The following is a 22,583-nucleotide window of genomic DNA, read 5'->3' as shown; positions in this document are numbered from 1 at the left end:
GCTTTAGCTAAACGAGTTCACTTAAATATTATAAAATACTCTAAGTTATATAATGACTTTAGAGTATTTTTTGTTTTTCAGAATTTAAGATTGAACTCCGTTAGTCTCTAGATGGTGAAAATGTTTCATGTCAATAAGATAAAAAGATTTAAAATGTATTGATGATTTTATCCATAAAGTATATTATAAGATTAAACTAAAACTTGGGGGGAAGCATTTAAATGAGTGATTGTGTAAATAAAAAATCTTATTTTAAATCTATATCAATAAAAGGACTTGTGGAGGCTCTATTTGCTTTATTTTTTATTTGTAATGTTGTTGGATACTTTGGGAGATTTGCATGGTATTTAGAATTGTTTGCACATTTTAAGTTTCAATATTTTGTAGTTGCAATATTATTTACTGTGACGTTTTTATTATTAAAGACGTGGAAATTTTTGAGTTTGGCCATACTAGTTTTAGGTGTTAATTTCTTTCATATAGCACCTTTTTATTTGGAGTTTTCAAGTTCTGATTATGTTATGCCTGAAAATAGTAATACGCTAAACCTTATATCCTTTAATGTCTATACAGATAATGATAATTATGAAGGTGTTATTGAATATATTAAATCAGAAAACCCTGAATTATTTGTTTTGCAGGAAGTGAATAGAGAGTGGATAGAAAATATTCAGCCACTGTTTGAGATTTATGAATACAGTCTTATAAAACCTAGAGAAGATAATTTTGGAATTGCTTTATTAAGTAAAATACCTTTAAAAGATAAAAGTATTGAATACTATGGAGGTTCTCGTGTTCCTAATGTTGTAGCAGACTTTATGCATAATGGGAAAGAAGTTACAATAATTGGCACGCACCCACTTCCACCTATGGGGGCAAATTATTTCGAAGACAGAAACAACCAGTTGAGAGATTTAGCTTCAAAAAGGTCTGAGTTTAGTGACAGTCTAATAGTTATAGGTGATTTAAATACTACGTCATGGACAAATATTTTTAAAGAGTTCTCTAGAGATATGGATGTATATGATACCAGGTTAGGAAAGGGTATTCAGCCTACTTGGCCATCAATGATTCCATTTTTTAAAATTCCAATAGATCATTGTTTAGTCAGTGAAGACATTACTGTGATAGAAAGAAAAACTGGATCTGACTTAGGTTCAGATCATAAGCCCATACTGGTTGAATTAGCTGTAAATTAGATATGATTTGAGGTAAATATAAAAAGAGAGGATGAAATAATATGGACAAAAATATAATTAATAAGTTATGTATTTTTTTTCTGGTGTTTCCTTGTTAATAGGTATTGTTTTGGTGTTTTATGGTATTGATAATCCTCGACCAATTACTGGAATTGTAGAAACAACTGGTGGTGGGTTTTTATTTTTATCTGGAACACTAGGACTATTACTACAAGTTTATATCTATAACAAAAACGGAAAATAATAATATATATCCTGTAATTTTTAAACATAGGTGGAATCTATTATTTAAAATAAATCATGCCCTCAAAATACATAAGAGCATGATTACTATACGTTTTGAATATTCATTGTATAAACTTTAATATTGTTTATTACAGAGTAAAAAAACAATATTATTGAAGGAGGTATAGTTATAAAAAACTTAAAATATTTTATTTCTGTCTTTTTTTCAATATTGATGGTGCTATTTGTTTTGTTTACAGGTCTAATAATTTCTTTGAGTAAGCCTGTAGCTCCGGTATTTAAAAACAATATAATGCTTATAATATATATTTTCTTTCTATCAGTGGCTTTATTATTTTTGGCGAAGAAATTTTTAAAAGATAATAAATTTATTTTTAATAATAGAAAGATATTGATTTTTTCATTAATATTATTAACATTTGTTACTAGGTTAATATGGATTAATGTTGTAAATGTTGTTCCAGTATCGGATTTTGGTAATTATCATAGTGTAGCTTCAAAGTTAGTTAATGGTAATCTGGATGGAAATAACTACATTTCTTTTTTTCCTCATGTTATTGGTTATCCAGCAGTATTGTCAATGGTGTATAGAATTTTTGGTGCCGAAGTCATAGTAGCACAATTATTAAATATAGTTTTGAGTTGTGGTACTGTGTTTCTCATTTATCTTATAGGAAAGAGAATAGTTGGTGAAAGATGTGGCTTTATTGCTGCACTATTATGGGCATTATGGCCGTCACAAATTTTTTATAATTCTCTTGTTGCAACTGAACATTTATTTACTTTTATTAATTTAATATGCATATTGATTTTTTACTATATTTATGAAAACAATAAAAACTATTATAAATCAGCTATTTTATTTATATTACTGGGAGTTTTATGTGCAATATTAAATGCGATACGTCCACTTGGATTGTTAATGATAATTGCTATGGGTATATTTTATTTTGTGTTTGCAAAGAATACTAAAATAGAGAGTGTAAAAGATAATCTAGTTAGAGTGGTCATATTTATTTTTCTACCAATATTTTTTTTCATTACATCTAATTTTCTTAACTTTTTAATAGTTAATACACTGGGTCAAGATATAGCAAAATCCCCAATGGGATTTAGTATTTTTGTTGGCTCAAATATTGAGTACAACGGTGTATGGAATTACGAAGATTCAAATGTATTTAATAAATTAATGAAAGATAAAGAAAAAAGCCCACAGGAAGTACAGGATGAACTTCTTAGGAAAGGAATAGCAAGATTTAAATATCAATCTTTTCAAAACGTTAATTTACTTATAAGAAAACACAAGGTTATGTGGTCATCTGATGATGATGTTTTAAAATATATTAATTCTGGTCTGGATAAGGAAAAGATTTCATCTATTGATTTTATTAAAAATTACAACAGATTAAATTTTTTATGTAATATTTATTATTATATTATGTTAGTTCTAGTTGGAATAAGTGCATTTATTGTAATTAAGAAAAAGAATAATTATGAGATTATCTTTTTATATATCATAATATCAGGTATAATTGCATTACATATGATAACTGAAGTTGCTGGCAGATATCACTTTCCTGCAATTTCAATATTTGCAATTATTGCGAGCTATAGCTTGATAAATAGTGACATTATATTAAAAAAAGAAGATTTAAAATAAGTAAAAAAAGGCAACAAAGAAAACTATATAGCTTTAAATTTCATAAATATGTATGCGTCAATTCTCCCTAAGCATTATGTATCACAGATAGTAGGTTAACTCACTATCATCATTAAATCCACGAGCTTTATCTTAGTATCCTTTTTAGATAAATCGATAAGCTTATTTTTAAAGCCAGATTTTGAAAATAAATAATAGTACTTTTCTGAGCCTATATTTATAAGTTCACTCTTGCTCTTTAAATCAAAATAGACTTCAGTACTCATTTTTTCATTTTTGTATTTACATTCATCGTATATAACTTTGTTTTCATAAAAAGCAAGAATATCTATTTTTTCCTGTCTTTTTTCTATTTTGTTATTCCCCCACCACTTACCTATATTTTTAAATACAAATGGTAAGTTTCTTGCTTTATCTGTAACAGGCAGAATTTTTTCTATTATTCGAAGCTCTATGAGTGTTTTCATATAGATATAGGTTTTATCAATTGGTTCACACACTTTAATCATAATTAAATTTAATCATGATTAAAGTGTGTGTTGTAGCTTGATTTGTCAAGGGTTAATGAAAATATTTTCTTTTGAATAACTTAAAGGTCTAAAACATTATTCTTTTTATTTGATATAATATATAATAAGTCATATAAGACAATTATTCTACAGCATATAGTATTGACAGGTAAAGAGGAACTACAAGGGGAGATAGTGTATTATGGGGACAAATTTTGATTTTTTAGAGACTAAAGAGCAATATAGTGATTTTGCAGAAAGTGCAATTGAAGCAGAAAAGAGCCTTTTAGTGTCACCGGCTACCTGTGCAATCCTTTCAAGAAGAGCTTTAGAGCTTTCAGTTAAGTGGGTATATGCAAATGATGATGATTTAACTGTGCCATATCGGAACAATATATCAAGTTTAATACATCAATCATCCTTTAAAGATATAATAGATATGGGACTTTTTCCTCTTTTAAAATACATTATAAAGCTTGGCAATACAGCAGTTCACACTAATAAAGAAATTGATTGGGATGAGGCTGTTTTGTCATTGAGAAATTTACATGAGTTTATAAGATGGATAGATTATTGTTACTCAGAAAAGTACAATGTTAAAGATTTTGATGAGTCACTTTTAGAAAAGAGTAGGGAAAGGCGAAAAAGGCCAGAAGAATTGCAGGAATTGTATGAAAGACTTAGTGCAAAAGATAAAAAGCTTGAACAAATGAGAAGTGAAAATGAGAAGCTTAGAAAATCAATGACGGCAAATAGAGTGAGGGCATCAGAAAACTATAAATTTAAGGTTGACAGTATAAGCGAAGAACAGACACGAAAAAAATATATTGATGTGGAATTAAAATTTGCAGGCTGGATATTAGGAAGAGACTATATAGAAGAAGTAGGAGTAGAGGGGATGGAAACTCCTTCAGGTCTAGCTTTTGTTGACTATGTGCTATATGGTGATAATGGAAAGCCTTTAGCATTAGTTGAAGCAAAGAAAGCCAGTGTTAATCCTGTTGGTGGACTGCAGCAAGCTAAACTATATGCAGACTGCTTAGAGGAGAGATATGGACAGAGGCCATTAATTTTCATTACAAATGGATTTGAAATACTTTTTATAGATGATAAAAGGGGATACCCTAAAAGACAGGTTGCAGGTATTTTTACAAAGGATCAGATGCAGCTTATTGTAAATAGAAGAAAGAATAAAAAACCTCTTAAAAATATAGATATAAACAGTAGTATTGCAAACAGATACTATCAAAGGGAAGCTGCTACAGCAGTTTGTGAGGCGATAGAGAAAAGAAAGAGAAAAATGCTTTTAGTTATGGCACCAGGAAGTGGAAAAACCAGAACAGCCATATCAATTGTTGATATACTAAAGGGTCATGGATATATAAAAAATATATTATTTCTTGCAGACAGAAAAGTTCTTGTACAACAGGCAAAAAGCAATTTTAAAAATCTTTTACCCAATTTGCCCCTTTGTAATCTTTTAGATGAAATTGATAATCCAGAGGAGGCTTGCATAATATTCTCAACTTATCCAGAAATGATGAATGCAATTGACGAAACTAAAAATGAATCTGGAAAAAGACTTTTTACTCCAGGGTACTTTGACCTTATTATTATAGATGAAAGTCATAGTAGCATTTACAAAAAGTATAAAGACATTTTTAACTATTTTGATGCACTTTTATTGGGATTTACATCTACCCCAAAAGATGAAATAGACAAAAACACATATAAAATATTTGAGTTAGAAAAAGGTATAACCACTTTTGTATATGACCTTGAAAAAGCTGTAGAAGATGGATATCTTGTACCTTATTCAACAATTGAAGTTAAGCCAAAAATAATGGCAGATGGTATTTTATATAATGATTTGAGTGATAAAGAGAAGGAAGAGTTTGAAAATACATTTGAAGATGATGAAATTATAGATGATAGTTTATCAAGCAATGACATAGACCAATGGCTTTTTAATGAAAGTACCATTGATATGGTTTTAAATAGGCTTATGGATAAGGGTTTAAAAGTTGAAGCTGGAGAAAAACTTGGAAAGACAATAATATTTGCAAAAAACAGTTTTCATGCAAAAGCTATTGTAGATAGATTCCATAAAATATATCCAGATTTTGAAGAAGATTTTATAAAACAGATAGATTACAGCATAAATCATGTAGATTCTTTAATGGAGTATTTTGCCACAAGAGATAAGTTTCCTCAAATTGCAGTTTCAGTGGACATGCTAGATACAGGTATAGATATTCATGAAATATTAAATCTTGTGTTTTTCAAAAAAGTACGTTCTAAGTCTAAATTCTGGCAAATGATAGGAAGAGGAACAAGACCTTGCAAAGATTTACTTGGTGTGGGAATTGACAAGGAAGAGTTTTTAATATTTGATTTTTGCAATAATTTTGAATTTTTCCGTGTTGAGAAAAATACCGGTGGATTAGGAATACAAAAGTCTTTATCCGAAAAGATATACAATTTAAAAGTTAATATTGTAAGGGAGCTTCAAGACACACAATATGAGAAAGACAAATATATAAAATATCGTGAGAGTCTTGTAAAAGATTTAAGGGATAAAGTTTTATCTCTAAATGAAGAAAGTTTTAGAGTAAAGCTTCATTTGCGTTATGTGGATACTTATAAAAATAAGGATGAATGGGAACATTTAGATGTAAAAAAAGTATCAGAAATAAAAGAGCATATTTCACCATTAATTCCACCTATAGAAGATGATGAACTTGCAAAAAGGTTTGATTATCTTATTTATACTGTAAATTTGGCACTACTTCAAAATAATAATGCTAAAAAGCCTATAAGAAGCATTGTAAAAACAGCAAAAGAATTATCTAAGTTATATAATATACCTAAAGTAAAAGAACAAAAGCATATAATTGAAAAAGTTCAAAAAGAAGAGTTTTGGGAAAATGTAAATGTAATAGAGCTAGAAAAAGTTCGTGAGGCATTAAGGGATCTGATAAGACTTATTAAATAAGTAAATTATTCAAGCCTGACCCCCAAAGGATTCTACTTTTTAGTAGTTATATCACCTCTTAGGTGAAAGTTTTTGAATTCTTTAGGTGATAAACCAGCATACTTTTTAAATATTCTATAAAAATATGCTGGGTCTTTATAGCCCACTGAATTTGAAATATCACTTATCTTAGAATTCTTATTTAGAAGGAGTTCCTTAGCCTTATTGATTCTATAGATATTTAAGTAATCGGAAAAATACTTTCCCATCTCCTCTTTAAACAGCTGTCCGAGATAATTTGCATTAGTATTTAGTTTATAAGCCAAGGTTTTTATAGAAATATCCTCCATGTAACTTGAATTCACATAATCCAACAACCTTTTAATTAATGGGTTTATGCTGGACGTTTTCATATTTACAAAGACTAAAAGTCTTCTTGATATTTCTTTTAAATTTTCTGTTGTCTGTTCCGTTGTTTTTAGTCTAGAAATATCTGCAGAAGGGCTTCCCATAATTTCGAAGACTCTGCCAGCAGGAAGTAATTCTTTGGCTATTCCTATCACTTCTATGAGAAACTGCAATGCTGCAGAATGTAAAATGGTAAGTTTCTCCCAATTTCCTTCCGGAATTGATAAAAAAATATCATCTATTAGATTTTCTATTCCAGCTTGATCATTTTTTAAAAACATTTCTTTTAAGCAATCTTTAATTTTATCAGATACTATTTTCTTACTAGGGCGAAAACTTTTTATATCTTCAAAATCAATAATTCTATTTGGAGACAGAATATAGCTGTACTCCATAAGCTTTACAGCACCTAAATAACTTTTGTGGACTGAACTAAACTCTCCTTCAACATTGCCAATGCAGATAAAAACATTACAATTTAATTCTTCATTTATTGAAAACAGGCAACTTTCAAGAACTTTTCTGATATTTATTTTTTCAAGAACCTGCTCTCTTTCTATGAATAAAACAATAATGTCTCCATCAGGAGCACAAAAGGTTACTCCACTATTATCTTTTTCAACTGTTTTACTGCATATTTCATAGGCTTTAGAAATCAAAGAGTTTGTTCTTTTTTTGAGGTTAACATTATTGTTCCTTTCATGCATTAGCCTTATAAAACACGTGCAGTAACATTTAGATTCAAGGTCAATTCCTATCATCTTAGACCTTTTTAAAAGCTCATTTTTATCAATGGAATTGGTAATCCATCTAAAAAGGATATTATCTCGTATAATCCGTATATCTTCTTCTAAATAAATCTTTTTATAAAAACTATTTTTAATTTTATCAATAGTGCTCATAATAGTAGCCTTTAGTTCATCGCGATTCACAGGTTTTAGAAGATAATTTTCAATGCCAAGTTTTATTGATTCTTTAAGGTACTCAAAATCATCATATCCACTTAATACTATAAACTTAATTTCAATCTTCTTTTCTTTTACAAGTTTTATGAGCTTAAGACCATCTATTTGAGGCATTTTAATGTCAGTAATTAAAATATCTGGTTTTTCTAACTGCACAGCTTCTAGTGCTTTTAGTCCATTTGAAACAGTACCAATAATCTTTATACCGTACTCATCCCAAGGTATAATATTTTTAAGTCCTTCCCTTATAGATGGCTCGTCGTCAGCTATTAACAATTTATACATCAGATTCCATCTCCTCTTTAGTTTTTGCAGGAATTTTTAAAATAACCTCAGTTCCTTTTCCATACTTGCTTAAAATATAAATACCATAATCACTACCATAGACTAATTTAATCCGTTTGTTTACGTTTACCAGACCCAGGCCCTCTTCATCACGGCTGTCTTTATTAGTAAGGGACTCTTCTAACTTATAGAGCTTTTCCTTCTTTATCCCTCTGCCGTTATCAATTATATGAATATAAAGTTCTTTATTTTTTATATAGATTTTAATTATAATGATATTATCTTCTTTCTCTATATCTACCCCATGTTTGATGCAGTTTTCAATGATAGGCTGTATCGAATGTTTAACAATTCCAAAGCAAAGAGCTTCTTTTTGTATATTGCATTCTACTGATAGAATATCATTGTATCTTAATTGAAACAGTTCTAGATACATTAAGGAGTATTCCAGTTCTTCATTGATGCTTACTATTGTCTTTCCTTTAACACTGTGTCTGAACAATTCTGAAAGAATATAAATCATATCACTCACTTCATAAGCTCCCTTTGTTTCTGCTTTCATTCTTATGGATTCTAGGGTATTGTATAAAAAATGAGGATTAATTTGTGCCTGCATTGCCTTTAATTCGGCTGTTTTCTGCTTTATTTCAGACACATATATTCTCTCTATGTATCCTTCAACTTCATCGCACATCAAGTTAAAGTCAGCAGCCATTTCACTAATCTCATCTTTTAGGTCATTAATAGGAATTCTTGCAGTGAGATCTCCATTTCTTACTCTCTTAAAACCTGTAAATATCAGCTTAATTCTCTTTGAAAAGGTAGTTATGGTCATGAATACAAGAAAAACTGCCCCTATAATACAAACTGATGCTATTAAAAAAATTGCCTTTGCAGGGGAGTTACCTTTACCCATATGCTGATTTCTGGTTAGTACCGTAATTGATACTCCATAATCCTCCAAATTCCTAGTACTGATAATATCTGCCTCACTCATTCTTTGATTAGAGGCTTGTTTGATTTCCATTGGCATTTTCTCATAGAGCTTTTCTAGAGAATCAAAAATAACTTGTCCTTTTTCTGTATATATGAAGACACTGCCTTTAAAATCTGCATATTTTGAAATCAGTTTATTTATGGCAGATATATCATAATCAATAGATATAAAACCAGTAACGTCTAATGAAAAACGATCCATAACAGGATAGACTATAGTAAAAATTAGTGTATTCTCTTTCCTTGAAGGATATTTAACGTTATGGTCAGGTAAAATCTTTCTCCCCCATATACCGGACAGAACATTATCAATTTCATTATAGAACATAACTTCATCTGATATCCTCAAAATATCGGAATAGATAAAAACCTCGTTTTTTTCTTTACTATAAATAGTAATACTATTTATATCCTCAGCGTTATATATGGTTGACTCAAAATATTTCTCGAAACCAATATAGGTAGCCTCATGACTCTGGGAGAATCTATCTAATTTATACGTCAAATGACTTTCGTATCCTCGTTTTATTAAATTATCTATCTCCTGGTGCATAGGAGAATTCATGTATATCTGCTGAACAATATTTCTGGACTCTTCAAGTTTTGACTCAAAATATCTTTCCATGCTATTTAAAACCTGATTATTATATTCCTTTTCTTTTTGCAGATAAGACATGTTTATGTATTTTGCGGCTATGAATGCTAAAGAGAGAATAGAAATGATTGAAATGGCAGAGAAAATAATAAACATTCGGTTAAAAAACTTGTTTTTAAAATATCTTGTGTAGAGTTTTTTAATCATAATCACAGCACCCTATAAAATCTTATTATTATTGTAACTCATTCTAATTTTATGTGCAATAAAACCATTTGAAAAATTTCTGTGATTAATACATAATACTAAAATTTTTAGACTTTAAATGTAGAAGCCTTTGAAATAAACTTAATTTATAACATCAATAAACTTTTTAAGGAGGTATTTATATGTATATGAGAAATTATAGGGGTGGAATTTTTTTATTGACTATTGTTTTATGTCTTCTTTTACCGGTATTATTTAATGCTGTTCCTTCTTGTGCAGCTTCAGAAAGTGAAGTTTCCTTTGAAAAATTAGCAGACTGGAAAACAGGGTTTTTGGGTAGTATTACCATTAAAAATAACGGTGATAAGGAAATTGATCAGTGGAAACTTGAATTTGACTTAGACAGCGAAATAACAGACATATGGAACGCAGAGATTGTAACTCATGAAGACAATCGCTATGTTGTTACCTTTAAAGATTGGAATAAGGTAATTGAGAAAGGAAAATCTGTAACCTTTGGTTTTATCGGTAAACCTGGCCAGGTCAGCGAACCTTCAGACTTTAAACTCTCGGATATATATGATGAGCTTGCCCAAAAAGATAAAGAGTGGCAGGATTACACAGCTTCTAGGGAAGCAGAAGAAATGCAGAAGTCATTAGCTGATTTTGCTATCTATTACGGCATTGTATTTGAATCCCAACATCCTTTTACAATAGGTTACTCCATAATGGAGAAAGATCCTTTTAAGGATGTTGTTACTCAAAAATATGAAACGGTTTATATACCAACTAAAGATGGATTAAAATTAAAAGGAGCTTTTTTCCCAGTTAAAAACCCAAAAGGTACTATCATTGTTATGCATGGAAGAAATAGCTATGCAGCTGAAGCTATACAGTCTATGGGATTTCTCGTTGACGCAGGATATCAGGTTTTAGTTTATAATGCAAGGGTATGGAATTATTATGAAACTCCTAAAGAATATGTAGGCGATGTAAGAAAGGATGTTGAAGATATTGGGTGTGCAATTGAATATTTAAAAAGCAGACACGATGTAGATAATGATAAAATAGGTATTTGTGGTGCCTCCTATGGAGCAAGTAAAGCCATAGCTGCTGGAAGCAAATATAAAGAGGATATCAAAATTGTTATATCAGACGCTGCAATGGCTTACCTAGGTAAGATATACGGTATGGAGAGAGATAATGATTGGCTTGAGTGGATGAAAAGATATCTTAACCTTCCTCTAGAACAGGATATGACAGAGGAAATATATAAATGCGTCGACTATACTTCTGCAATAGAGGATATCCAGGCACCTGTACTTATACTCCACGGTTTAAAGGACGAACTTGTATTAGTGTCTGATGCCAATATGCTTTATGATAGTGCAAATGAGCCCAAAGAAGTTCATTATATGCCTAATTCAGGGCACTGTGACTGGTTTCTTACAGAAGACAAGATAGAATATCAAAATACTGTGCTTAATTTCCTTGATAAATATTTTAAGTAAGGTATTTAAAAATAGTGTTGATAATTTAATTTAGTAATAACTAAGAAATAACATCCGATTCTCATCGTCCAAAACCCGTTAAATCATCAGGATTTTATCCTTGAGAATAGGGCGTTATTTCTAAGGTATTCCTTAGTGCTGATTAATATAATTTTAAATACTAAAATATAATTGTTAGTCAGCACTATTTTTCCTTCTTTAGCTCCAGCCATTCATCCAGCTGCCGTTGCTGTTCTTCTATTACTCTATCAAGTCCAAGAGCTGTATATTTAGATATTGCTTCTGGTAAATATACCTCTGGATCAACAGCTCCAGTAACAAGGGGACCCCAGTATTCATATGAAGCATTTTGAATTGCTGAAATCTCTTTTTTGACAGGAGTTGGATCAAAATTGAATCCTAAAAGAGGAGACTCAACTGCTGATTGATTAAATTTTTTGTAATCTTCCCAAATTGTAGGGGGATATCTTTTGTCAAAGTATGATAAATACATATTTCCCAAAGTAAAGGGTGCAATGGTATATGAAGAATTATGCTGGTTGATACCTTCAGGAAATTCAATAATATTCTCAGATTTCTTAATGTAATGTTTTCCCTCAATTCCAAAGACAATTAGATTATAAAGATACTTGTCTGTGTACAATAAATTTAAAAACATCATTACCCTTTCAGGATCCTGTGAGGTTTTGGAAACTGCGAGCATAGAACCCTGACAGTCACGATTTTCTATTATGGGATTCTGCAGTGGGACAACCACTACTTCATATCCAAATCTCATTTTTAAAGTTATATCAGAATGGGGTACATTGCTTAATGGTGAAACAAACCATTTTCCACTCTTTTCATAATCCTCCAACTGCAATGCAAAGGCTGCTTCTTTAGGGATATAACCTGCCAGATACCACCTACGCATTGTAGTAAAAAAATCTTTATATTCCGGTGTATTAAATTGATTTATAATTTCATATTCCGTTCTGTTATCATAATATAGGGCTCCTGGAATATTCTCCATAATAGTGTCAAAAGGCAATGATGGTGCATTGGTGTAAGCAGATTGAACTGCATAGGGAATAATGTCTGGTTCCTTTTCTTTTATGATTTTAAGCATTGGTTCAATATCATAAAGGCTGGATATATCAGAAGGGTCAAATCCGTATTTTTCAACGTATTTTTTATTGAACATTAATGCATTTTGATGAGCTATCTCTTTGTTGGCGGGTACAGCATATATTTTACCGTTCACTCTTGCACCTTCAAAGAAAATAGGATCTAAGTTTTTTAATATGCCCTTACCGTGTTCTTTTAAAAGGAAATCTAGTTCAATGAATGTTTCATTGGCTGCATTCTGAGTATAGCAATTTTTATAGGCTGCAGTAAAACAGATATCATAGGGTTCACCCGAAGCAATAACTGCATCTATTTCCCTATCATAATCCTGCCAGCCTATCATACGAATCTCTAAAGTTGCATTTATCTTTTCTTTCAGGTATTTATTTACTTCTTCTAAAACTAATTCAGTATCCTTTTGAGGTGTATTAATGTGATACCAGACAATATGATAAGGAGGTAGTTCTGAACATTCGCTGTTTTTGCCTTTTTCATGGGTATTGGTTTCTTGGGATGACATAATGGAGCATGAGAGCATAAAGAGGCATATAAAATTTAAAATTATAAGATTTAATATTATTCTATAGGTTCTCATTTTCTATCTCCTTACTTTCCATAACATTTCCTTAATCCTATGGGGTACCCATCTTATCTACCTTTCCCAGTATATTTAGGGTTTAACTAGGATTCTGCACCTCCAAAAAAGCTTTCTACTACAGAAACTAAAGATGAATCAACGTTTAAGTTTACGGTCGAAGTGCACCTGCTTCTATTATAATTGATTTAAAGGGAATTAACAACAAGAATCAATTTATTGGGTGTATATATTAAATGTGAAGAACAATATTCCAGAAACTAAAGTTACGCAGTTTAGAGCGTGTAAATACTCCTCGGGGTCGAGCAAATCTCGCTATCGCTCAAACAATGCTCTCCCTTTCCTCGTCGTATTAACACGCTCTACAACTTGCTCCACAATGTTTCTTCCATATTTTCATTCACATAAATAACATACGCCCAAACACAAAGGTGCATGTTATTTAAGTTAAACCCTTTATTTGTTGACATTATCTGCTTTCTTATGTAACAATATTAATGTGCTAGGTAAATAGATGTATTGTTCTTTACTGTTACAATCATTCATTTATAAGCAATATTTTCATAGTGTAAACGGGGGAAACAAGTATGACAGAAGATTCTTTAAATGAATTTATTAGTTTGCTTTGGCCAAGTAAAGAAGTATTTAGGAACTCTGAACAGGTTATTTCTGATAACTGTGATATGATTTCAAATCTGGAATTACAAGAACTTGCAAATGCACTATCTCCAGATACTCATCATACAATATCTGTTAAGGATCTCTTAACAAATTTGAGTGAAGATACTAATGTAATCAAGTATCGACTTGATGTTATTGAAGATTTACTTAATAATCCTCAAATAGTTTCTTGTTTTAAAAATATACTTCCTTTGATGGATGAATTGTTAATTATAAGTACACATAGAAGCTTCCATGAGATTATATTGCAGGAAACGGCCTCAAGAGTTGGAGAATTGGATACATATATTAGCTGTATAACTCAACTAAAAAAAGTATTTGAAGAAACAAATAAAAACCTTAAATCAACTGGCTTAAACAAATTATATGAGAAAATTAAAAACGTATCTAATGATGTTGTTTTTAAATCAATGGAAAAAGAACTGCCAGAACTTCAGAAGGGCTTGAGAAAAATATCCAGTGTAACCCTTGGTATTAATTTCAACGCCAAACTACATCCTTTTGAGTTTACAATAGTTTCAATAAATGAAGAACCATATAAGGAAAATACTCTAATGAACCGTTTGTTTGGGAAAAAGTCCACTAGTAAACAAACTGGAATTTCTCCTTTTGTTGAAATTAAAGAAATTGAAACAATAAAGAACAATAGAATTGCATCCATACCAAATCCATTTCAATTAGCAATCTTTAAAGAACTTGATAACATCACTCAAAGTGCCACAAAACCTATTGCAAAATCCATTGCAAAGTATGTAAAAGTTAACTCAAGATTATTGATAGACTTACGAACTGAAATTATATTTTTACTTGGATTAGAAAAGTTAATATACAAAATGAAAAGCATGGAACTTAACATGTGCAAGCCGGAAGTTTTATCAAAAGAGAAAAGGCAGTATAAGATTAACGAAATGTACAACATAAATCTGGCAATAAATATGAGTTATGTAGAAACAGATAAAAAACTAAATGATAAAATAGTTTGTAATAACTTTGATTTTGATAAAAATAGCAGAATATTCATACTCACTGGTCCAAATCAAGGAGGAAAAACCACTTATACTCAAGCCATTGGACTAGTTCAAATACTGTTTCAATTAGGTAGTTATGTGCCTTGTAAAAAAGCAGCTATTAGTCCTGTTGATAAAATTTTTACGCATTTCCCTGTTGAGGAAAAACCTGAATCTCAATTGGGTCGTCTAGGAGAAGAATCTAAAAGGTTAAAAGAAATATTTAATGAAGCAACCCAATACAGCCTTATTTTATTAAATGAATCATTACAAAGTACCAGTCCATACGAAGGTCTATACATTTCAAAAGAAGTTATTATGGGATTAAAACTTCTTGGTGCAAGAACAATTTTTGCTACTCATTTTCATGAACTGGCACTTAATCTGGAAAAACTTAATTCGTCAATACCAGAGGGCAGTAAAGTAGTAAGCTTAATATCCAGCGTCATAGAGAACAAAGAACTAAAAAACAGTGAACAGGCTAAAAGAACTTATAAAATAGTGCAGGGAATTCCACAGGGAAAGAGCTATGCAAAAGATATAGCCTCCAAATACGGACTGAGTTTTGAAAACATTGTTAAAACTGTAAAGGATAAAAATTAAGAAAAAAACTTTTAGTGTAAATAAGGTTAACTCGTTTGGCTAAAGCTACACATGGAATCTACATGTGTAGCTTATAACAGGAACTGCACCTTATATAAGGTGCAGTTAGACTATACAATGTTAGGATAAAATAAACTATTTACAGTAGATTTTAATTGCATCCTGGAAAAATTTAGCACAACCCACTGAAATGTCATCGTAATATTTCTTAAACCGAGGATCCTCCACATAAGTCTGTGCCAATCCAAGATGTGCTTTTTTAGAATAGTGCTTCCAAAAATACCCCAGCCACTCTCTATGCAAAGCACATGCCTTTTGGGCAAGCTCACTTTCTGGATCCCCCTGTTCAAAAGCTATTTTTAAGAAATGGTTTATTTCACGAGACAATTCTTCTGTCTTCTTATATTGCTGAGCGGTCAATCCCATCATTTTAGCATTACTGGAATCTATAACATTGTTACCAAATTTTTCACGAATTTCCTTCCCATATTTCTTTTCATTTTCATCAACTATCTTCTTTTTGAAACCTTCAAATTTTTCTTTATCACTCATTGTTATCTCTCCTTTCGATGAGGCAATAGTTTTTTCCAAATTAGCAATCAAAAGCTCTATTCTGTTCTTTTTTTCTTTTAAATCTGACAGATGCCCTTTTAGCATCGCTATACTGTCATAGTCTTCCGACCACATAATACTTTTGATTTTATCTAGCGGTACATCAAGTTCGCGATAAAATAAAATCTGCTGGAGAAGATTAACTTCTCTTTCACCATACACACGGTAGCCATTACTACTTACCCGTCTTGGAGATAAAAGTCCTATTTCATCATAGTAACGCAGGGTGCGAGTAGTAACTCCCGCCAACTTCGCTAGCTTATTGATACTGTATTCCATACTCATCCCTTCTTATTTATTACTTGCAATAAATACTTTTCATGAAGTCAATGAAGTTTATATGCAATACATGAATTAATGAACATGATTTTGCAATATCCAAAATAATTATTGTAAAAGTATTATTGCCAAACATGTAGTTATTAAAATATCTTCAATTCTTTAGAATTTATTCTTAACGAGTAAAGATTTTGACATTTTTTCTAGTTGCTTATAAATTTTTAATCACTTATCGGCCGTTAAATAATCTTATATTTAATATAAACCATGACGCTGCGTAAATGTCAATAGGGATATAAAAAATATTTAGTCTAGTTTTCCTCTCTGTAATATGGGAATAAATTGAGGTGCCTTTAATAATCGTGTTCAAAAATGTACGCAACCAATAAATTGGGGTGCATTTAATTTATGTGAAGAATAAAAAACCATGTTTAAAAGCTCCATTGAAAATAGACAAAAGCATAGTCTAAGATACCCATGTGAATTAAAATTTAAAGGGGATTCTTAGACTATGATTAAAAACATCGATACTATTGTATCAAAAAACATAGGTGAAATGGAATGGGTATTAAAGGAATTTGCTAAAGAAGCTGTGAAGCTTGATGACAACGGCGAACTTACAATGACTACCTTGGAAAAATTAGCAAGAAAAACAATGAAATCGCTTATCCAAATAGTGTTACTAATGATGGGGGCATTTTTAAGCAACGTTGTAAGAAGTGAAGTTAATAGAATTTGTTCCTGTGGGAAGAAAAGGGGTATATCCAAAAGAGATGTTACAACTCGCATACTATCTATGTTTGGATATGTTCCTGTAACAAGAGATATGCTGTTTTGCAGAAGATGTCGGAAAGGACAGGGAGTTTTTGATAAAGAGCTTGAGATATACGGAGAGCACAGAATAACAAAAGGAATGACAGAAATAATGACGTATATGTCTCAATTAATTCCTTCTTTTGAAAGAGCTACTGAAGCAATAAAAAAGCTGTTAAATATTAAGGTTAACCCTACGCAAGAACAGATAATATCTGAAGAAGTAGGGAAAAGAGTATTTGAAAAAGAAAAAACTAAAGCAGAATTAGCATATGAAAGGCCAGAATATGTAGCACCGCAAGAAGTAGTAAAAAATTTAAAAGAAGGACGATTATATATTCTTACAGATGGATCACAATTAAATAAACGAACAGAAAACAATAAAGGTTCAACATGGAAAGAAATGAAGCTAGGGCTAGTTTTTAAAGACAGTGATGTTATAATAAGAAAAGATGGAAGCTAAATAATAACAAACAAAGAATACGTTTCTTACTTGGGAAGTGTGAGGAATTTCAAAAAGTTTTTATTTGCAGCAGCAGATAGAGCTGGATATGGAAAGATAAAAGAAACTGTAATAATTGGAGATGGAGCACAGTGGATTTGGAACATGGTAAATGAAGTATTTCCTGATGCAGTTGAAATACTTGATTACTTCCATCTAAATGAAAACATTAATGACTATGCAAAATTTTTATATCCTGATAATTAAATTACATAATAAGATTGCTAATATAAGAAATGACTTTTTACATAAAGAGAGTACAAAGCTTTGCAAAAACCACGCATTAATTGTACTTGAAGATTTAAAAATAAAGAATATGACTAAATCAGCTAAAGGTACTATTGAAAATCCAGGACGAAATGTAAAAGCTAAATCAGGATTAAATAGGGTAATATTAATGCAAGGTTGGTACAGTTTTCAATCTATGTTAGAGTATAAGCAAAAGTATTTAGGTGGAGATGTAATATATGTTAATCCAAAAAACACATCGTTAAAATGTTCGAAGTGTGGTCATATAAGTAAAAATAATAGAAAAAGTCAGTCATTGTTTGAGTGCGAATATTGCAACTATACCACTAATGCTGACTATAATGCTTCTGTTAATATTAAGAATTCGGTAGGGCATACCGACTATGCTTGTGGAGAGTCTGCATTAAGTAGCTTTGTGAAGCAAGAATCCTTCTTCCTTTAGGGAGAGGAGAATGTCAAAGGAGACACTATTGTGAAAAGGTGGATAAACGATGACCCATTTATGTTTTCAGGGGTAAGAGAATATATGGCAAGTGATTCTTTAAATAAAATTCATTGGAAGGCAACAGCAAACCAAGGCAGAATCATGGTGAAAAAGAACGATTTTACCACTAACTTGAGAACTGCTGTTATTTTAAACATTCAATCTCAAGATAATGAACCAGAGACTGTTATTAATAAAGAATTTATAGAATTTGGAATAAAAGTTGCTGCAACTATATTTAATAAAGCATTAAGGCAGGGGATGCCATTAAGCTTTTCTACAAATGGAAGTGCTGTTAATGAAAATGAAAACGTAGTACTTACGAAAGAGGCATCTGGACAGGAACATATAAATGGACTTTTGAATATTCTTGCAAGGCTTAAATTAAAAAAAGTTCAGGATTTTGAGTATTTCATTAATGATATTTCTAAAGAATATTCAAATACAGAAGTCATAATACTTACATCTTACTTGACAAAAGAAATATGTGATACCATAAGAAAAATAAAAAAAGGAAAGAACATGGTTTCTATAATGTTATTAAATACAAGTGAAAAAGAGGAATTACCAGGGGATTTAGATATTTATATTCCTTACAGGGAGGAAAATGCTTATGAATGAAAAAAAGAGAAAAACTATACTTAAAATTATGTCAATAGTAGCCATGTTTCTAAGTGTTTATCCAATAGCAAGTATTGTGAGGGTTTCTTTATTTGGAGAAGATTACAATCAGAGCATATTTTAAAGAATATAATTACTTAATAAGTGGAGTCAAAATATATGTTGCCACGGTTATGATTCTTTTAGCATTGATTTTTTCTTCATATTTTGAAGAGCTAAAATATCTTAGAAATCAATTTTATATTTTTACATTTACATATGCCTTTTTTGTTATGATAATACAAAATCAAATCAATTTAGATAACATTTTTTCTAAAAGGTTTGATAAAGCTTCTGGATTGCCTGAAAAAATTATAAATTTATTTGAAAAAACTGAGTGTAGAGAAGAGAAAAATAGTTATTATACAGACAGCATTGAGAGGGTTATGCCTCTTGGAATTTCAAAAAAGAGTAAAAATAAAGAGTCAATACCGAGTATGAATAAGGCATTAAGACAGGCAGAAAAAATTAAAAATCCCAAAGAAAAAGTAAAGTATTTATATGGTTTTATTTTAAAAAATATGAGTATTAAAGGTATAAATATAGAAAAGTCCTATAGCACTGGAGAAATTTATAAAAAGGCTGAAAAAATTAATCAATTAGACAGACCTTTTAGAAAAGTAACTTCAATGTACGACAGGGTAAAATATGGAGAAAAAATTCCATATAGTAGCCAAGTAGATGATACTAAAAATAATGTTGTTGAAAGTATTAAAATAATCAAGAGGCAAAGTAGGCTTTTATACTAAGTAAGTTTTCTAAGATTCCATCTCATATAAGTATTCCTGTAAAGTGGAGGATTTCTTGTAATCTTTAGGTGAGATAAATCTAAACATAAAGTTTAATGTTTAGCTAAAGTTAAAAGAGAGTTTTACTCATATGGTATTCCACATTTAGGGCAATATTTATCATCATTTGAATGAGCATTTGAAGAACATTTAGAACAAGTTTTTATTTCTGCCACATTTTTAGACGTTAAAGCAAGTTCGTGAGAAATGATTCCAGTAGGAACAGCTATAATTCCATAGGCTGTAATCATTAACAGGCTTGATAAAAGTTTTCCAACAGGTGTCTGGGGAGAGATGTCCCCATATCCAACAGTTGAAACTGTAACAATAGCCCAGTACATGGATTCAGGAATATTATCAAAACCATTTTTAGGGCCTTCAATGGTATACATCATTGCACCAACCATAACAATGATAAAAATAATTGTAAAGAGAAAAACAAGTATTTTAGGTTTGCTGGCTTTTAATGCACGTATCAAATGACTGGATTCGTGTATATAACGAGCCATTTTAAATATACTGAATAATCTTAAAAGTCTAAAAATTCTGATGACTACTAAAAATTTTGCCTGTGGGAAAAATAATCCTAAATATACTGGTAATATTGCCAGTATATCGATGATGCCGAAAAAACTGAATATGTAATCTCTTTTTCTTTTTGAAACAAAAATTCTTAAAAAGTATTCTACTGAAAAAACAATTAGAAAAAACCATCCTAAAAAGTTTGTAAATACTCCATAAGAGCTTTTTACAACGTCTATACTTTCAGCAACAATTAAAATACTGTTACACAAAATAGTTACTATAAGAATTATATCAAAAGCCTTACCGGCAAAGGTATCTGTTTCAAATATAATATTATAGAGTTTGTTTTTAAAGTTATTGTTTATAAACATAAAATAAATTACCTTTCTTGAATGTTTGTGTATTTTTGGTAAAAAACAAGTTTCACTTTAATCTATTCCTAACGTAATGACTGAGAGTCAAAGCCTCTTCTAATTATAGTATAGATGATTTAGGTGGTCAATTAAACATCCAAAAATTAAAATTCTAGTAAAAATAAAACTTTAATTGCAGCTTCTTTTATGATATGTTATACTGTTTTTGCACACAAACCAATAAAATTGTGTTGTAAAAGTCAGTAAGTGTGTAATTTTATGAAAATAATATTTTATATGTAAAATTTTAAAAAGGGAGGGTTAAAATCAACTGAAAATGTTTACACTTTAGACATATCTATGACATACTTCATAGTTACAATTAGTATTACAATTGATTAAATTATTTTGGTAAGTAAAAAAAATTGAAAGGATGAATTTAGAGGATGAATTTAAAGAAAAGCAAAAAAGGGTTATTATTTATTGCAGTGTTAGTATTATCTTTTAGCTTGATATTAGTAGGTTGTGATTCTGATAAAGTACAAGAATCTGAAGATTTAAGTGGAGAAGTAGAAAATGATGAATTAGAACAACCAGTTTCTGGGTTGCCAGAATTATCAGAGGAAGAAGAAAATGTAGTAATAGCAGAGGTTAATAGTGAAGAAATATTATATAAAGATTTTTATAGTATTTACAAATACACTATGGACTCTAATCAGATGGATCCTACTACAGATGATGAGCAGGTATTAGCTCAAATTGATGGATTTAAGGACGAGTTATTTGAAGATCTTATATATAGATCAGTTATGAGACAGAAAATAAATGAAGATGGATATGAAGTAACAGATGAAATAATGGAAGATGCTAAAGAAGAATACAAAGGGTCAATTGAAGGAATTGCAATGCAGATGCAAATGCAGGGAGGCGAAGAAGACGCAGGAATAGATTATATGCAGGAAGCTGAAGAATATGTTTTAGAGCAGATTGCTATGATGAATCAAACAAAAGACAGTTATATACAGGATATAGCAGAACAAATCTTGGTAAACAATTATATTAATGATTTAGTAGAAGATGTAGAAGCTTCAGAGGAAGCTCTAAGGGAATATTATGATGAGCAGTTAGAGGCTCAAAGAGATGGTGACACTGGAGGAGAGATGGATTTTATGATGCCTGAACAACCACAAGAGGTTGAGTTGATTGAGCCTGCTCAAACTAGAGTTAAACACGTATTAATAGGCATATCAGAAGAAGCTAGAGATGAGTATATGGGTTTGATGCAAGGTGGAGATCAAGAGGCTGCTGAAAGTTTCCTTGAGGAAAAATTAGAGGAGATTAAGCCTAAGGCAGAAGAAGTTTTAGATAAGGCAAGAAGTGGTGAAGATTTTGAAGAGTTGATAGCTGAATATGGTGAAGATCCAGGTATGGAACAAGAGCCAGATGGTTACTCAGTTACTAAGGGAAGTCAATTCGTTCCTGAATTTGAAGAAGCTTCACTAAATCTTGAAGAAGGTGAAGTTTCAGACTTAGTGCCTACTATGCATGGCTATCATATCATAAAGGCATATGAAAAGATTGAAGAATCAGTATTTGATTTTGAAGAAAAGAGAGATGAAATAAAAGAACTTTTAGATGAAAAAGAACAAGACAGGGTTGCTGAAGAAACAATTGATAGCTGGGTAGAAGAAGCAGAGATTATTAAATATAAAGAAAATATTTAAAAAGTATCTAAAAAGCCTTCCACCCCCCCCCTTAATGGGTGGAAGG

General features: G+C 30.6%; 18 protein-coding genes. 12 read left to right on the top strand and 6 right to left on the bottom strand.

The annotated features are described in order from the left end of the window. The first annotated feature begins 221 nt into the window (after window positions 1-221). Together RBH29_RS00650 and RBH29_RS00645 are read left to right on the top strand one after the other, a co-directional pair. Window positions 222-1,199, top strand: coding sequence for an endonuclease/exonuclease/phosphatase family protein (locus RBH29_RS00650; RefSeq protein ID WP_306694362.1), 978 nt, complete (start codon window positions 222-224; stop codon window positions 1,197-1,199). A gap of 499 nt (window positions 1,200-1,698) precedes the next feature. Then, a complete protein-coding gene (locus RBH29_RS00645; protein ID WP_306694361.1) occupies window positions 1,699-3,105 on the top strand; it encodes an ArnT family glycosyltransferase in 1,407 nt (468 codons plus the stop codon). Window positions 3,106-3,200: 95 nt separating this feature from the next. On the opposite strand, the gene RBH29_RS00640 is transcribed toward RBH29_RS00645, so the two are convergent. After that, window positions 3,201-3,572, bottom strand: a complete 372-nt coding sequence (locus RBH29_RS00640; protein ID WP_306694360.1) for a DUF234 domain-containing protein — start codon at window positions 3,570-3,572, stop codon at window positions 3,201-3,203. Between the two features lie 244 nt (window positions 3,573-3,816). Here RBH29_RS00640 and RBH29_RS00635 point away from each other — a divergent pair, with 244 nt between their 5' ends. Further along, a complete protein-coding gene (locus RBH29_RS00635) occupies window positions 3,817-6,609 on the top strand; it encodes a DEAD/DEAH box helicase family protein (RefSeq protein ID WP_306694359.1) in 2,793 nt (930 codons plus the stop codon). A gap of 32 nt (window positions 6,610-6,641) precedes the next feature. Here the strand turns inward: RBH29_RS00635 and RBH29_RS00630 are convergent, their stop codons facing one another. After that, window positions 6,642-8,246, bottom strand: coding sequence for a response regulator transcription factor (locus tag RBH29_RS00630; RefSeq protein ID WP_306694358.1), 1,605 nt, complete (start codon window positions 8,244-8,246; stop codon window positions 6,642-6,644). Then, entirely contained in the window at window positions 8,239-10,044 is a 1,806-nt protein-coding gene (locus tag RBH29_RS00625) for a sensor histidine kinase (RefSeq protein WP_306694357.1), read from the bottom strand. Before RBH29_RS00625 ends, RBH29_RS00630 begins: the two co-directional genes overlap by 8 nt. 182 nt (window positions 10,045-10,226) lie before the next feature. Here RBH29_RS00625 and RBH29_RS00620 point away from each other — a divergent pair, with 182 nt between their 5' ends. Continuing rightward, window positions 10,227-11,555 (top strand): cellulose binding domain-containing protein, encoded by a 1,329-nt coding sequence (locus RBH29_RS00620; RefSeq protein WP_306694356.1) that lies wholly within the window; start codon window positions 10,227-10,229, stop codon window positions 11,553-11,555. A 184-nt stretch (window positions 11,556-11,739) separates the two neighbouring features. Here the strand turns inward: RBH29_RS00620 and RBH29_RS00615 are convergent, their stop codons facing one another. After that, window positions 11,740-13,257, bottom strand: coding sequence for an ABC transporter substrate-binding protein (locus tag RBH29_RS00615; protein WP_306694355.1), 1,518 nt, complete (start codon window positions 13,255-13,257; stop codon window positions 11,740-11,742). A gap of 587 nt (window positions 13,258-13,844) precedes the next feature. Between RBH29_RS00615 and RBH29_RS00610 the strand changes: the two genes are divergently transcribed. Then, window positions 13,845-15,548, top strand: a complete 1,704-nt coding sequence (locus RBH29_RS00610) for a MutS-related protein (RefSeq protein ID WP_306694353.1) — start codon at window positions 13,845-13,847, stop codon at window positions 15,546-15,548. Between the two features lie 135 nt (window positions 15,549-15,683). Here the strand turns inward: RBH29_RS00610 and RBH29_RS00605 are convergent, their stop codons facing one another. After that, window positions 15,684-16,439 (bottom strand): MerR family transcriptional regulator, encoded by a 756-nt coding sequence (locus RBH29_RS00605; RefSeq protein WP_306694352.1) that lies wholly within the window; start codon window positions 16,437-16,439, stop codon window positions 15,684-15,686. Window positions 16,440-16,950: 511 nt separating this feature from the next. Here RBH29_RS00605 and RBH29_RS00600 point away from each other — a divergent pair. The 6 genes from RBH29_RS00600 to RBH29_RS00575 are packed head-to-tail and all read left to right on the top strand — an operon-like array spanning window position 16,951 to window position 19,896. Continuing rightward, a complete protein-coding gene (locus RBH29_RS00600; RefSeq protein WP_306694351.1) occupies window positions 16,951-17,715 on the top strand; it encodes a hypothetical protein in 765 nt (254 codons plus the stop codon). A gap of 39 nt (window positions 17,716-17,754) precedes the next feature. Then, window positions 17,755-17,961 (top strand): hypothetical protein, encoded by a 207-nt coding sequence (locus RBH29_RS00595; RefSeq protein ID WP_306694350.1) that lies wholly within the window; start codon window positions 17,755-17,757, stop codon window positions 17,959-17,961. Continuing rightward, a complete protein-coding gene (locus RBH29_RS00590) occupies window positions 17,915-18,445 on the top strand; it encodes an RNA-guided endonuclease InsQ/TnpB family protein (RefSeq protein WP_306694349.1) in 531 nt (176 codons plus the stop codon). The genes RBH29_RS00595 and RBH29_RS00590 overlap by 47 nt, the downstream gene beginning before the upstream one ends. Before the next feature lie 30 nt (window positions 18,446-18,475). After that, window positions 18,476-19,108, top strand: coding sequence for a DUF58 domain-containing protein (locus RBH29_RS00585; RefSeq protein WP_306694348.1), 633 nt, complete (start codon window positions 18,476-18,478; stop codon window positions 19,106-19,108). Continuing rightward, entirely contained in the window at window positions 19,101-19,232 is a 132-nt protein-coding gene (locus tag RBH29_RS00580) for a hypothetical protein (protein WP_306694347.1), read from the top strand. Before RBH29_RS00585 ends, RBH29_RS00580 begins: the two co-directional genes overlap by 8 nt. After that, window positions 19,201-19,896, top strand: a complete 696-nt coding sequence (locus RBH29_RS00575; protein WP_306694345.1) for a hypothetical protein — start codon at window positions 19,201-19,203, stop codon at window positions 19,894-19,896. The genes RBH29_RS00580 and RBH29_RS00575 overlap by 32 nt, the downstream gene beginning before the upstream one ends. Before the next feature lie 122 nt (window positions 19,897-20,018). Here RBH29_RS00575 and RBH29_RS00570 read toward each other — a convergent pair whose 3' ends face one another. Further along, window positions 20,019-20,831 (bottom strand): ion transporter, encoded by an 813-nt coding sequence (locus RBH29_RS00570; RefSeq protein WP_306694343.1) that lies wholly within the window; start codon window positions 20,829-20,831, stop codon window positions 20,019-20,021. Window positions 20,832-21,259: 428 nt separating this feature from the next. On the opposite strand from RBH29_RS00570, the gene RBH29_RS00565 reads away from it, so the two are divergent. Continuing rightward, window positions 21,260-22,537, top strand: a complete 1,278-nt coding sequence (locus tag RBH29_RS00565; RefSeq protein WP_306694341.1) for a peptidylprolyl isomerase — start codon at window positions 21,260-21,262, stop codon at window positions 22,535-22,537. The last annotated feature ends 46 nt before the right edge of the window (window positions 22,538-22,583 follow it).

It is taken from the genome of Herbivorax alkaliphila, assembly GCF_030848475.1.
Classification (GTDB): Bacteria; Bacillota; Clostridia; order Acetivibrionales; family Acetivibrionaceae; genus Herbivorax.
The sequence above is the reverse complement of the archived record's forward strand: the minus strand, read 5'-3'. Positions and strand labels throughout refer to the sequence as shown.